Genomic DNA, 11,948 nt, shown 5'->3' with positions numbered 1-11,948 from the left:
CGACCCTGAAGCGCCAGGGACGGCCCAAGAACCACCCCGCCGAACAACCAGTGGTACGCCCCCAGCCCCACCCCCCAGAAGCAACAAGCGGTACGCCCCAAGACCCGCCCCCCGCACTCACCTCTCACCTCTCACCTCTCACCCCTCACCCCTCACCCACCCCCACCCCCTCCCGGCTTGCTCTTCCCGTAGAGCCAGGTGTCCCACAGACCCTTCAAGTCCTTGCCGGACTCCTTCTCGACGTACGCCGTGAAGTCGTCCGTCGACGCGTTGCCGTGGCGGTGGGCGGCGGTCCAGCCGCGCACGATCGCGTAGAACTTGTCGTCACCCACCGCCTCACGCACCTTGTGGATCACCATCGCGCCCCGCCCGTACACGGGTTCGGCCGAGATCTCGGCCGCCGACGGCGGAGTCGCTGGCGGGAAGGCCCAGTTGGCCTTCTCGGCGAAGGCGCGGCGGAAGCTCGCGCCCACCGGGATGCGTTCGACGTCTTCCGCCCACAGCCATTCCGCGTACGTCGCGAACCCCTCGTTGAGCCACATGTCCCGCCACGTCTTGGGCGTGACCGAGTCGCCGAACCACTGGTGCGCCAGCTCGTGGACGAGCAGCCCCTGATCGGGCGCGCCGGGGAAGACCGGCTTGGTCTGGGTCTCCAGCGCGTACTCGGAGTCGTTGCCACGCTCGACGATCGCGCCCGTGGAGGAGAAGGGGTACGGACCGAACTTCTCGGCGGCCCACTCCATCACCTCGGGCACGGTGGCCAGGACCTTCGCGCTGCTCCGGGCGACCGTCGGGTCCACCGCCGTGTACACGGGCACGCCCGACGGGGTGCGGGAGGTCTTCGTCTCGTACGTGCCGATGGCGACGGTGGCGAGGTAGCTGGCCATCGGATCGCCGTTGTGCCAGGCGAACGTGGTGCGGCCGCCGCGCGTGCGTTCGCTCCTCAACTCTCCGTTGGAGACAGCCTTCAGACCCTTGGGCACGGTGATCGTGATGTCGTACGACGCCTTGTCGCTCGGGTGGTTGTTCCCGGGGAACCACGTCATCGACCCGCTCGGCTGCCCGAGCGCGACCGCGCCGTCCCGGGTCGTCAGCCAGCCCTCCCGGGAGTCGTCGGCGTCGACGAGGGTGGCGGGGTTGCCGGAGTAGCGGACGACGGTGGTGAAGGTCTGGCCGTCGGTCAGTTCGGTGTCGGGGCGCAGCGTCAGCTCGTCGCCCGCGCGGTTCACCGCCGCCTCGGCTCCCTCCACGGTCGCGGACGTGACGTCCAGACCGTGGAGGTCGAGGTTGAAGGCGCTCAGGTCCTGGGTGGCGCGGGCGGTGATCTCGGCCGTGCCCGTGAGCCGGCCGGGCGGGCCGCCGTGGTCCGCGCGGCCGGTGCGGCCGGGGCGGTCCCCGTCGGCCGCACGGCGCGGTGTGTAGTCGAGGGTCAGGGCGTAGCGCTGTACGTCGTACCCGCCGTTGCCGAGCCTCGGGAAGTACGGGTCGCGCACGCCCGACGCGCCCGGTGCGCCCCGCACGCCGCCGACGCTGCCGAGGCTCGTGCACGACGCCGGCGTGAGCGCGAGCAGGGTGGCAACGGCGACGGCGGGAACGGTGCGGCGTACGCGAGTCCATTGATCCACACAGATGATCCTATGCGCGGAATGTTCCCCCCACCCGGCGTCGGCCCGGCCTCACACCGGCTCCACCCGGCGTCGCCCCGGGTCGCCCCCGGCCTCGCCCCGGCGTCCCACGCGCGCTCCCGGCCGCCGTCCCAGCCGCTCCCGCCCGACGCCCCGCGGGCAAGCCACCCGCACGCGATCCGTCCGCCTACTTGCCCAGCGCCGCGACACCCGCTCGGGCGAACTTCTCGTCCAGGTCGCCGCTCGGCGCACCGGCCACGCCGATGCCCGCGATCGGGGCGCCCTTGACCTGCACCGGGGCACCGCCCCCAAGGAACAGCGTGCCGGGGATGTCCTTCAGGTTCGGGGCCTGGGCGAGGCGCTTGGCCAGCTCGGAGGTGGGAGCGTTCCAGGAGACCGCGGTGTACGCCTTGCGCTCGGCGGACTCGTACGACTGCGGGCCGGCGCCGTCGCCGCGCAGCGTCACCACGGTGTTGCCGTTGCGGTCGACGACGGCGACGGTGACGCGCTGGTTCTCGTCCTCGGCGGCGTCGAGGGCCGCCTGCGCGGCCTCGGTGGCGGCGGCGACGGTCAGGTGGGTCGACTGCTGCAGGTTCTTGTTCGCCGGGTCGGCCTGGACGGCGACCGCCGGGGCCACGGCGGGCTCGGTGGCGTTGGCGGACAGCGCGCCGAAGGTGCCGGCGCTGAGGGCGGCGGCGGCGACCGCGCCGGTCAGGACACGGGTGCGCAGCGAAAGCTTCTTCATGACGGGGACTCCTGGGATGTACTCGATCACGGTTGGGGTTGGGGTTGCGGTTGCGGTTGCGGTTGCGGTTGGGGTTGCGGTTGGGGTTGGGGTTGCGGTGCTGATACCGGCACTGGTGCGGCACTGGTGCCGAAGCCGGCACCTCCGGTGCCGGCGGTACTGATGCCGGCACTGGTGATGCCGCCGGTGGGGCCATTCGCTCCCCACCCGGCTCTGTCATCGATCCTCCGGCCGCTCCCGGGCCCGTACCGTCGGCGTAGCGGCTGCATACGGCGTGCGGGACGGCCGACCTTCCCGTCAGCCGATCGGTTGATGCGGCCCTGGTCCTCCCGGGTCACCATGGGGACGTAGACGCAGGTCGGCGAGGAGCGAACGGTGCGGCAGGAGCAGGCCCAGGAGCACGAGCACGAGCAAACGGCCGACGAGCGGGCACGGCACCCGGACCCCGACCATCGGGAACGGCACCCGGCCCCCGGCGATCGGTCCCGGCATCCGGCCCCCGACGAGCAGTCGCGGCAGCCGGACCCCGACGCCCGCTGGCTCGCCCCTGTGATGCACGTGGCGTTCTTCCTGCTGCTGGGCGCCTCGCTCACCCGCTTCCTGCTGCGGCATCCCGGCGAGGCCCGCACCCCGTGGATCATCGCGCTGAGCATCACGCTCGCCCTGCTGTACGTACTCGGCCCGGTCCTGGGCCCCACGGCCGCCGCGGCGGCCCGCCCCGCGTCCTGGCGGCTGGTCTGGCTGGGCGGGGTCGTCGCCGTCTGGATGGTGCTCGTGGTCCTGGCGCCGAGTTTCGCGTGGTGCGCGGTGCCGCTCTTCTACACCGGGCTGCGTACGCTCCCCTCCCGCGCCGCACTCGTCCTGGTCGGCGTGCTCACCGCGTTCGTCGTCGCCGCGCAGCTCCAGCTCGCCCACGGCGGCTTCGACCCCAACCTGGTGCTGGCCCCGCCGGCCGTGGCAGCGGTCGCGACGGCCGTCTTCCTCTACATGCAACGGCAGGCGGCCTGGCAGCGGGCACTGATCGACGACCTGATCCGTACCCGCCGCGAACTGGCCGCGACCGAGCGGCGCGAGGGCACGCTCGCCGAGCGCCAGCGTCTCTCCATGGAGATCCACGACACCCTCGCCCAGGGCCTGTCCAGCCAGCAGATGCTGCTCCAGGCGGCCGACCGGCAGTGGGACGCGGACCCCGGGGCCGCCCGCCGCCATGTCCGTACGGCCGAGTCCATCGCCGAGCGCAACCTCGCCGAGGCGCGCCGCTTCGTCCACGACCTCGCCCCCGCCGACCTCGCCGAGGGCGGCAGCCTGGAGGAGGCGCTGCGGATGCTCGCCGCCCGGGAATCGGCGGCGTTCCGGGTGGACGGGGCGCCGGCGGGCGCGCTGCCGGACCGGGTGCAGTCGGCGCTGCTGCGGATCGCGCAGGGCGCGCTGGCGAACGTACGCGAGCACGCGAACGCGCGGGCGGCGGCCCTGACACTGACGTACCTCGGCGACCAGGTGGTGCTGGACATCGCCGACGACGGCACGGGCTTCGGGCCCGACGACGTGCCCTCCGCCCCTCCCGGCGTACGCGGCCACGGCCTGCCGGCGATCCGCGCCCGGGTGCGTCAGCTCGGCGGCACCCTGACCATCGAGTCGGCCCCCGGCGAGGGCACCGTGCTCTCGGCCGCGATCCCCCTGGAGCCCCCGTCATGAGTCCGGTACGGATCCTGCTGTGCGACGACCACGTGGTCGTACGCGCCGGACTGCTCGCCCTGCTGGGCAGCGAGCCGGACATCGAGGTCGTCGGGGAGGCGGGCAGCGGCGAGGAGGCGGTGGCGCTGGCCGCCAAGCTGAGCCCGGACGTGGTGCTGATGGACCTCCAGCTCGGCGCGGGCATCGACGGCGTGGAGGCCACCCGCCGTATCGCCCCGACCGGGGTGCATGTGCTGGTCCTCACGACGTACGACACGGACGCGGACATCACGCGGGCGATCGAGGCGGGCGCTACGGGCTACCTGCTCAAGGCCGAGCGCCCGGAGGAACTCTTCACCGCGATCCGCTCGGCCGCCCAGGGCCGTACGACGCTGTCGCCGCCGGTCGCCAGCCGCGTCATGGACCGCATGCGCGGCGCGGCCCGCCCGGCGCTCACGGAACGGGAGACGGACATCCTGGGCCAGCTCGCCCAGGGCCTGGGCAACCGGGAGATCGCCCGCGCGTTGTTCATCAGCGAGGCGACCGTGAAGACCCACCTGGGCCGCATCTACGCCAAGCTGGGCGTGGACACCCGCTCGGGCGCGGTAGCGGTGGCGAAGGAACAACGCCTGCTGCCGTGACGCGGGACGCGCGGGAGCGGCGACCCCGGGAGCCGGGACCCGGATCCCTCGGGAGACGCGCGGGGACGCGGCCCCGAACGCTGCGGCCGACCCGCGTCACCCCCGGGTGCGCGCCGTCCCCGGCCGGCGCACCGTCCCCACGCCCCTCGGTCGCCGGTCACCTTGTCGTACGGGGAGCCTCGCCGGGCATGACACCATCGACTACGTGCTCGACATCGGCTACTCCCTCTCCCGCCGCTTCCCGGACCCCCCGCAGACCGACTACCGGCGCGCCGGCGTCCGCGACCTGCGGCACGACCTGTTCTGCGGGGACGTCTACCTCGCCGACACCAAGGCCGACCGGGAAGTGTCCACGGCCTGGGGATGGGTCCCCGTGCTCGACTTCGCGTGGGCACTGTGCGACATCGTCGAGCAGCTCGACCAGGACCCGCGCGGAAGCCGTTCGGCCAAGCCGCAGTTCGCCGAGCTGGACTTCACCGAGTCGACGGACCGGATGCTGTTCGAGCGCCGCTTCGGCTGGGTCGACATCGCCGCCGACTGGATGCCGGTCGAGGAGCCCCCGATCACCTTCAGCCACCGGCTGCTGCGCCGCGAGGCCCGCGACTTCCTGCACGATCTGATCGCGGACCTCACCGACATGCACGACGGCCTCGCCGACAACCCTGCGGTGTGGGACCTCCAGGCCCGGTTCCCCCGCCTGCCCTCCTAGCCGGGGGCGTGCCCTCAGCCGGGGCCGTGCCCTCCTGGCCGGCCTCAAGGTCGTGGGGCGTGCCCTCCCATCACCGCCCCCCATGACCGGCCGTCCGTAGTCCTCAGTCTCCCGGGCTCTCCACCCGCACCCCGATCTGCGCCGCGAACGCCGGTGCCAGTTCCAGGAGTTGGGACGGGCTGATCACCGAACCCGCCAGCCGGTCGACGCCCCGCGCGATGTCCAGCTCCGCGACCGTACGCAGGTCCACGTCCACCATCGTGGCCGCGCTGAAGTCCGCCCTCCTCAGCACGCAGTCGCGGAACTCCACCCGCTCCAGGCGCGCCCCGCCGAAGTCCGGCTCGGCCAGGACGCACCCCTCGAAGACCACGTCCTTCAGGCGGGCCCGGCGCAGATTCAGGTAGTCGATCTTCCCGCCCCGCACGAGCACCCGCTCCCAGGACGACGCGTGCAGCTGGGCCCCGCCGAGCCGGGCGTCCACCACCTCCACGTCGCGCAACGTCGCCTCGGCCAGGTCGGTGCCCACCCCGCGCACCCCGTCCAGCACCGAGTCGATGAAGCGCGCCCGGCCCAGCCGCGTCTCGTCGAGCGCCACGCCGTACAGGCCGCAGTCCATGAAACGGGCGCCGCGCCCCTCCTGGGCCGACAGGTCCAGGTCACGGAACTCCAGCCCGTCGTAGTCACCCTCGGACTCCAGCCCGCCGGGACCGAACGGCGCGAGCGGCGGCAGCCGCACCTCGGGGCGCCGCACGGGGCGGACGGGACGGACGGCCTGGGGCTTCTTCGTACTCGCGGTGTGCGTGTTCCGTGCCATCCCCCCATGCTGGACCACCCCACTGACAATCCCCGGCGTTCCCACCCCTCCCCGTTCCCGCGGCCGTCCTCCCCCGCCCCGCCCGAGCCCGCGCGCCCCCACCCGCCCGATGTCACACCCGGCCCCCCGCCGCCCGTCAGCACCGTGGAAGCGACCCACGACGGCAAGGAGACCCGACATGCGGCACCACGTCACTGTCATCGGCGGCGGCCTCGCCGGCCTCACGGCGGCCGTCACGGCGGCCGAATCCGGCGCCGCGGTCACCCTGTTCGAGGCCCACCACACCCTCGGCGGAAGGGCCCGCACCGCCGAAGGCCCGTACAAGACCAACGAGGGCCCGCACGCCCTCTACAACGGCGGCCCGCTCTGGTCCTGGCTCCAGCAGCGCGACCTGCTCGGCCCCGTCGTGTCCGTACCCCCGCTCGAAGGCGCCCGCCTCCGCTTCCACCGGGGTGGCGCCCTGCGCCGTACGCCGCCGCTCGCACTGGTGAAACTCGCCCTGCGTCCCCCCGCGAAGACTCCCGTGGACGCCGACTTCCTGACCTGGGCCACCGGTGAGGTGGGCGAGGCCGGGGCGCGCGCGGCGGCGCACTTCGTCGCGGTCGCCCTCTTCCACCACGAGCCCGGCTCCCTCTCCGCCCGCTTCGTCCAGGAGCGGCTGCGGCGCGTCGTCAAGCTGCCACCCGAGGCGCACTACCCGCGCGGCGGCTGGGCCTCCGTCGTCGACCGGATGGCCGCGCGGGCCTGGAACCTCGGCGTACGGATCGAGACGACCGAGCGCGTCACTTCCCTCGCCGGCCGTCGCGGCCCGGTGATCGTCGCCACCTCTCTGGACGCGGCCCGCCGGCTCCTCGGCGACTCCACCCTGGCCTGGGACAGCGGACGTACGGTCCTGCTCGATCTGGCCGTCAGGACCCGCAAGGGCGACCCGTTCGTCATCTCCGACCTGGACGCGCCCGGCTGGATCGAACGGTTCACCGCCCAGGACGCCACCCTCGCCCCGGCCGGGGAACAGCTCCTCCAGAGCCAGTTCCCGATCGCCCCCGCCGAGTCCAGGGCGGACGGCGTCGCACGCGCCGAGCGCCTGCTCGACCTCGGTTTCCCCGGCTGGCGCGAGCGCGTCACCTGGCGGCGCGAGGCCCTCGCGACGGGCCGTACGGGCGCACTCGACCGGCCGGGCACCACCTGGCGGGACCGCCCCGGGATCAACCGCGGCGACGGGGTGTTCCTCGCGGGCGACCAGGTGGCGGCGCCGGGCCTGCTGGCCGAGGTGGCGTTCAACAGCGGCCTGGAGGCGGCGACCCTCGCACTGCGGACCGGCAACCCGCGCCCCGCGCACCCCACCCCCCCGCGAAGGGCTTGACCTCAACCGCGCTTGAGGCACGAGCCTGAGCCCAGTCGCAGATCTACGAGGGCAGCAGGCCGCAAGCCACATGCCGCGAGCCGCAGGCCGAGATGCCCTGGAATCACGAGGAGCCCGTCATGCACGCAGTCCGCCTCCACGCCTTCGGTCCCGCCGAGAACCTCACGTACGAGCGGACCGAGGACCCCGTCCCCGGCCCCGGGCAGGTCCGCGTCGCCGTGTCGGCGGCCGGTGTGCACCTCCTCGACACCGCCCTGCGCGAGGGCATGCCCGGCCCGTTCCCCGCCCCCGTCGCGCTGCCCACCGTCCCCGGCCGCGAGGTCGCCGGTACGGTCGAGTCGGTCGGCGAGGGCACCGACCCGTCGTGGCTCGGCAAGCGCGTCGTCGTCCACCTCGGCATGAACCCCGGCGGCTACGCCGAACTGGCCGTCACCGACGCCGAGCGCCTCCAGGAGATCCCGGAGAACCTCGACGCGGCCCAGGCCGTCGCCATGATCGGCACCGGCCGCACCACGATGGGCATCCTCCAGTTCACCGAGGTGACGGCCGGCACCGTCGCGATCGTCCCCGCGGCCGCCGGCGGCATCGGCACACTCCTCGTCCAGTACGTGAAGAACGCCGGAGGCACCGTCATCGGCCTGGCCGGCGGCCCCGCCAAGGTCGCCCGCGTCCAGGAGAACGGCGCCGACCTCGCCGTGGACTACACGCTGCCCGACTGGCCGGAGCAGGTGCGCGCCTTCCTCGGCGACGGCGGAGCCACCGTCGTCTTCGACTCGGTCGGCGGCGCCACCGGCCGCGCGGCCGTCGACCTCCTCGGCAAGGGCGGCGAACACATCGTCTTCGGCTGGTCGTCGGACGGCCTGCACGACGGCTCCCCGCTGACCTTCACCGACGAGGAACTGGCCGACCGGGGCATCACCTCCGCGAGCGTCCTCGGCCCGGCGATGCTCGGCAGGGCGGGCGGCGACAACCCCGTACGCACCCTGGAGAACCGCGCCCTCGCCCAGGCGGCGGCCGGCCGCCTGGTCCCGGCGGTCCAGCGCTTCCCCCTGGCGGAGGCGGCGGCGGCCCACCGCGCCCTGGAGACGCGCGGCACGATGGGCAAGGTCGTCCTCGTGCCGTAGCGGCGGTCGCACGCCCCGCCGACCCCACCCAGCACGCAGCACGTACGCATGCCCTCACGCGCTGACGCACTGACGCACACACATCACGCCACTCACGCACTCACTCCCGACGCATTCGCGCCGACGGCCCGTACAACCTCACCCGCCCCCTGATCGTCTCCTGTACGTCAACCGCCCCGTGCCGCGACGCGGGCCACTCCCCGCGGCACCGGGGCGGTAGCGATCACCTCAGGAGACATTCATGCGCATACGCCATGCCGCCGGCGCGGCCCTTCTCGTGGCGTCCGTCGTTCCGGTCGTCACAGCGCCCCCCGCGGCAGCGGCCGCCGCCAAGTACGCCGACGACTTCAACGGTGACGGATACCGCGACTACGCGTCCTACGTGTTCACCACCAACAACGGTGGCGGCGTCCGTATCACCTTCGGCACCGCGGACGGCCCCGGCACCCGGACCCAGCTCATCACCCAGTCGAGCACCGGCGTCCCCGGCAGCGACGAGGCGGACGACATGTTCGGCGACGTGCGGGCCGCCGCCGACCTCAACGCCGACGGATACGCCGACCTGGCGGTGACGGCGTACGGCGAGGACGTCGACGGGCGCGAGGACCAGGGCTCCGTCACCATCCTGTGGGGCAGCGCGAACGGCCTCAGCGGCGGCACGTCGGTCCCCAACCAGGGCGCGAAGGTCGCCGACGGCCGCTTCGGCGTCGGCCTGGCCGCCGGGGACTTCACCGGGGACGGCAAGCAGGACCTCGCCGCCACCAGCGCCGGCAAGACGTACATCTACCGGGGGTCTTTCACCCGCACCGGTGTGACCGGTGCCGTGTCCACCCTGGCCAAGTCGGGCTTCTCCGCCCGGTCCCTGACCGCAGGCAGGATGAACGGCGACTCCAGCACCGATCTGGTGGTCGCCGGGATCGTCGACGCCCCCAACGTCTTCGGGACGGACGCCTGGTTCGTCAAGGGCGGCTCGACGCCGGCCTCCGGCAAGACCCTGCGCCTCACCACCGATTACGCCGACCCCCAGAAGGGCGTGATCGCCGACTTCAACAAGGACGGATACGGTGACATCGCGTTCGGCACGATGATGAACGCCAACTACAAGGGCCAGGTGACCGTCTGGTACGGCTCCTCGACCGGCCCCGCCACCAGCGCCCGCATCACCCAGGCCACGAGCGGTGTGGCCGGCACCCCCGAGACCAACGACCGCTTCGGCTCCTCGGTCTCGGCCGCCGACATCAACGGCGACGGTTACAAGGACCTCGCGATCGGCGTCCCCGGCGAGAAGCTCGGCGACCAGGCGGACGCCGGAGCCGTGCACGTCCTGAAGGGCAGCAGGAGCGGCCTCACCGGTACCGGCTCCCAGTGGTTCGACCGCGACACCGCCGGCATACCCGGCACCGTCCAGTGGAACGACAACTTCGGCGACCTCACCCGCCTCCGCGACACCGACCGCGACGGGTACGCCGACCTGTACGCCACCGGCATCGCCGCCGACTCGCTGCGCCTCCCCGGCACGGCGTCCGGCGTCACCACGACGGGCGTCTCCTCGGCCGACGCCGACGTCATCGCAGGCATGCTCCAGTAGGAGCCACCGCGCACCCGGCCGCAGAGGCAACGTCCCCTGCGGCCAGGTGCCGAGCCGAGTTCCCCCTGCGGCCAGGTGCCGACAAGCTCCCCCTGCGGCCGGGTGCCGAGCCACGTTCCCCACCCGGTCGCACAGGCAAGGCAGCCCCCGGCTACTCCCCGCCCAGTTCCGCCAGCGCCCCGTCCGTCAGGCGGTACACCGTCCACTCGTCCTGCGGCTCCGCGCCCAGCGCCCGGTAGAAGTCGATCGACGGCTCGTTCCAGTCCAGTACGGACCACTCCAGCCGTTCGTACCCCCGCTCGACGCAGATCCGCGCCAGCGACGCCAGCAGCGCCTTCCCGTGCCCGCCGCCGCGCTGCGCGGGCCGCACGTACAGGTCCTCCAGGTAGATGCCGTGAACTCCCCGCCAGGTGGAGAAGTTCAGGAACCACAGCGCGAAACCGGCGACCTCCCCGTCCTCCGTCTCCGCGATGTGCGCGTACGCCGCCGGACGCTCCCCGAACAGCGCCTCCCGCAACTGCTCCTCACTGGCGCGCGCCTCGTGCAACGCCTTCTCGTACTCGGCCAGTTCGCGGACCATCGCGTGGATGACGGGGACATCGGCGGGTGTGGCGTCTCGAATCATCCCCGCAGCGTAAGCAATACCCGCGCGACCTCCGCCTGCTCCCCCGGCAACTCGCCCTCCTCCTCGTCCTCGTCCTCCAGGTCCCACAGGCTGTTCTGCAGTACGCGCCCGAGCGTCCACGCCCGTGCCCGCGCCCGGTCGAGCCCCAGGACCTCGGTCATCAGGTGGAAGCGCGGCAGGACCTGGTCCGCCTCGAACCGGTTCACCAGCGCCGGCAGCAGCTCGAACCCCGGATCCCCCGCCAGCGGCTTCGGGTCGATCACCACCCACGGCTCGCGCCGCCCCGAGCCCGGCAGCGGCGCCAGCACGTTCTCGAAGTGCAGGTCCCAGTGGAGCAGCCGGCCGCCCGCCTCCCCGACGACCTCCCGCACCGCCCCCGCGCACCGCTCCAGCAGCCGCCGCTCCGCCGGATCACCCAGCGCCCGTACCGCCCGGGGCACTTCGTCGAGCATCGCCGCCGCGACGTCCTCCAGACGGCGTACGCCCCGGGGCGCCGTCACCGCGTTCAGCCGCACCAGCAGTTCCGCGAGCACCCGGACCGCCGCCGTCGTGTCCGCCAGCACCGACAGGTGCCGGGACTCGTCCAGCCGCTCCAGCAGCATCGCCCCGCTCAGCGGATCGTGCTCCAGCAGCCGTACGACACCGTCGCCGTCCCACGCCCGCAGCGCGGCGGCCTCCCCCTCGGTCTCCTCGTCCAGGAGCTGCAGCTTCAGCGCGGCCGGCGTCCCGTCGGTCCGCTCCACCGGCAGCACCAGCGAGACCGCCCCGTGCATCGAGGGCCCGGTGAGCCGCAGACCCCAACGCTCCAGGTACGCCGCCGCCTCACCGGGCAGCGCGGCGATCCACTCCCGCCCCGCCGCCCCGTTGACCTCCGCCTGCGTCACGGCCAGCACTTCCGGAATCACGATCACCCTCCGGATCCTACGACCGCACCCGGACGGGCCCCCGTTGCCGCACCCGGACGGGCCCCCACCGTTGCCGACCCCGCCCCGGCCCGCTAGCGTCCCCGCCACCACCGCTGATCAGCAGCGGAAACGAAC

Annotated in this window: 11 protein-coding genes; 6 read left to right on the top strand and 5 right to left on the bottom strand. The window is 73.4% G+C overall.

The window, feature by feature from the left end; genetic code table 11:
• Nucleotides 1-152: 152 nt before the first annotated feature.
• Both IE185_RS25080 and IE185_RS25075 read right to left on the bottom strand, forming a co-directional pair.
• Nucleotides 153-1,625, bottom strand: a complete 1,473-nt coding sequence (locus IE185_RS25080) for a M1 family metallopeptidase (protein WP_189716058.1) — start codon at nucleotides 1,623-1,625, stop codon at nucleotides 153-155.
• Nucleotides 1,626-1,812: 187 nt separating this feature from the next.
• On the bottom strand, nucleotides 1,813-2,370 hold the full coding sequence (locus IE185_RS25075) for a GlcG/HbpS family heme-binding protein (RefSeq protein ID WP_138910044.1): 558 nt from the start codon (nucleotides 2,368-2,370) through the stop codon (nucleotides 1,813-1,815).
• Between the two features lie 552 nt (nucleotides 2,371-2,922).
• Between IE185_RS25075 and IE185_RS25070 the strand changes: the two genes are divergently transcribed.
• The 3 genes from IE185_RS25070 to IE185_RS25060 all read left to right on the top strand — a co-directional run bounded on the left by IE185_RS25070 (nucleotide 2,923) and on the right by IE185_RS25060 (nucleotide 5,394).
• Complete coding sequence (locus tag IE185_RS25070; protein ID WP_138898771.1) at nucleotides 2,923-4,065, top strand: sensor histidine kinase; 1,143 nt, start codon at nucleotides 2,923-2,925, stop codon at nucleotides 4,063-4,065.
• Entirely contained in the window at nucleotides 4,062-4,685 is a 624-nt protein-coding gene (locus IE185_RS25065) for a response regulator (protein WP_138898768.1), read from the top strand. Before IE185_RS25070 ends, IE185_RS25065 begins: the two co-directional genes overlap by 4 nt.
• A gap of 205 nt (nucleotides 4,686-4,890) precedes the next feature.
• On the top strand, nucleotides 4,891-5,394 hold the full coding sequence (locus IE185_RS25060) for a hypothetical protein (RefSeq protein ID WP_138898767.1): 504 nt from the start codon (nucleotides 4,891-4,893) through the stop codon (nucleotides 5,392-5,394).
• Between the two features lie 103 nt (nucleotides 5,395-5,497).
• On the opposite strand, the gene IE185_RS25055 is transcribed toward IE185_RS25060, so the two are convergent.
• Nucleotides 5,498-6,208 carry a pentapeptide repeat-containing protein gene (locus IE185_RS25055; protein ID WP_138909671.1) on the bottom strand — a complete coding sequence of 237 codons (711 nt, stop codon included), beginning with the start codon at nucleotides 6,206-6,208 and terminating at the stop codon, nucleotides 5,498-5,500.
• A gap of 178 nt (nucleotides 6,209-6,386) precedes the next feature.
• On the opposite strand from IE185_RS25055, the gene IE185_RS25050 reads away from it, so the two are divergent.
• The 3 genes from IE185_RS25050 (at nucleotide 6,387) to IE185_RS25040 (ending at nucleotide 10,283) form a co-directional block, all read left to right on the top strand.
• The gene (locus IE185_RS25050) at nucleotides 6,387-7,571 is read left to right on the top strand and encodes an NAD(P)-binding protein (protein ID WP_189716054.1); all 1,185 of its coding nucleotides are present in this window, start codon (nucleotides 6,387-6,389) and stop codon (nucleotides 7,569-7,571) included.
• 119 nt (nucleotides 7,572-7,690) lie between these two features.
• Nucleotides 7,691-8,695, top strand: a complete 1,005-nt coding sequence (locus tag IE185_RS25045) for a zinc-binding dehydrogenase (protein ID WP_138909523.1) — start codon at nucleotides 7,691-7,693, stop codon at nucleotides 8,693-8,695.
• A 241-nt stretch (nucleotides 8,696-8,936) separates the two neighbouring features.
• Entirely contained in the window at nucleotides 8,937-10,283 is a 1,347-nt protein-coding gene (locus IE185_RS25040) for an FG-GAP and VCBS repeat-containing protein (RefSeq protein WP_138898893.1), read from the top strand.
• A 151-nt stretch (nucleotides 10,284-10,434) separates the two neighbouring features.
• Here IE185_RS25040 and IE185_RS25035 read toward each other — a convergent pair whose 3' ends face one another.
• Nucleotides 10,435-10,908 (bottom strand): GNAT family N-acetyltransferase, encoded by a 474-nt coding sequence (locus tag IE185_RS25035; protein ID WP_138898894.1) that lies wholly within the window; start codon nucleotides 10,906-10,908, stop codon nucleotides 10,435-10,437.
• Nucleotides 10,905-11,828, bottom strand: a complete 924-nt coding sequence (locus tag IE185_RS25030; protein WP_373303754.1) for an aminoglycoside phosphotransferase family protein — start codon at nucleotides 11,826-11,828, stop codon at nucleotides 10,905-10,907. Before IE185_RS25030 ends, IE185_RS25035 begins: the two co-directional genes overlap by 4 nt.
• Nucleotides 11,829-11,948: the final 120 nt, after the last annotated feature.

It is taken from the genome of Streptomyces chryseus (genome assembly GCF_014650755.1).
Taxonomy (GTDB): Bacteria; Actinomycetota; Actinomycetes; order Streptomycetales; family Streptomycetaceae; genus Streptomyces; species Streptomyces chryseus.
This window is presented reverse-complemented; position numbering and strand designations above follow the sequence as displayed.

Excerpts from the sequence above, each read along its gene's own strand:
- IE185_RS25035 (WP_138898894.1), bottom strand. The coding sequence starts at position 10,908 with ATGATTCGAGACGCCACACCCGCCGATGTCCCCGTCATCCACGCGATG.
- IE185_RS25045 (WP_138909523.1), top strand. The coding sequence starts at position 7,691 with ATGCACGCAGTCCGCCTCCACGCCTTCGGTCCCGCCGAGAACCTCACG.
- IE185_RS25055 (WP_138909671.1), bottom strand. The coding sequence starts at position 6,208 with ATGGCACGGAACACGCACACCGCGAGTACGAAGAAGCCCCAGGCCGTC.
- IE185_RS25065 (WP_138898768.1), top strand. The coding sequence starts at position 4,062 with ATGAGTCCGGTACGGATCCTGCTGTGCGACGACCACGTGGTCGTACGC.
- IE185_RS25070 (WP_138898771.1), top strand. The coding sequence starts at position 2,923 with ATGCACGTGGCGTTCTTCCTGCTGCTGGGCGCCTCGCTCACCCGCTTC.
- IE185_RS25050 (WP_189716054.1), top strand. The coding sequence starts at position 6,387 with ATGCGGCACCACGTCACTGTCATCGGCGGCGGCCTCGCCGGCCTCACG.
- IE185_RS25040 (WP_138898893.1), top strand. The coding sequence starts at position 8,937 with ATGCGCATACGCCATGCCGCCGGCGCGGCCCTTCTCGTGGCGTCCGTC.
- IE185_RS25075 (WP_138910044.1), bottom strand. The coding sequence starts at position 2,370 with ATGAAGAAGCTTTCGCTGCGCACCCGTGTCCTGACCGGCGCGGTCGCC.